This window comes from Streptococcus sp. 596553 (assembly GCF_900411395.1).
Classification (GTDB): domain Bacteria; phylum Bacillota; class Bacilli; order Lactobacillales; family Streptococcaceae; genus Streptococcus; species Streptococcus mitis_BA.
Map to the genome: position 1 here is coordinate 1 of NZ_OXCQ01000033.1, position 568 is coordinate 568.

Here is a 568-nt window from a genome sequence, read left to right on the forward strand (position 1 = left end):
ACGTTGCAGGTTCAGCTGAAGCTTTAACAGGAGTTACTGTTGGAGTGTAGGTTGTTGTTGCTTCAGTTCCATTAGCATCAGTAATACTTACTGTTACAGCATGGGCTTCTCCAGTAAATGTAGCAAGCGGAGTAAAGGTAACAGCAATGGCTCCAGTTTCATCTTTAACAAGCTTATAAGTACCCTGATTCGCCACAGTAACACTACCGTCACCATTAACAGTTCCGTTTTCTGCACCTACTAGCTTCACAGATGTTTTATCTAGTTCGACTGATTTAGACTCACTATTTATAATCGCAGTTCCTTTTGCAAAGTTTACAGTTGTATCATCTGTGTCTGCTGCGTCAAATTTAATAGCAGAAGTTTGAGTTTCGCCTTGAATTCCATTTGTCTTAGAAGATTCTGCACTTGGTTTCACTCCAACAATCTTAGGAGTATAGATTGTTGTTACTTCAGTTCCATTAGCATCAGCAATTTTCACTGTTACTGGAGTTACATTTCCTGTATAAGTGGCTACCGGGGTGAATTGAACATAAGACTTACCGTCTTCTTTTACGATAGAGTATGT

At 39.4% G+C, this 568-nt stretch carries 1 protein-coding gene; it reads right to left on the reverse strand.

Annotation, left to right across the window (positions count from 1 at the left end; translation table 11 throughout):
- Nucleotides 1-568 (reverse strand): hypothetical protein (locus DSY56_RS11670; protein WP_234990596.1); only part of this gene is annotated, 568 nt, incomplete at both ends.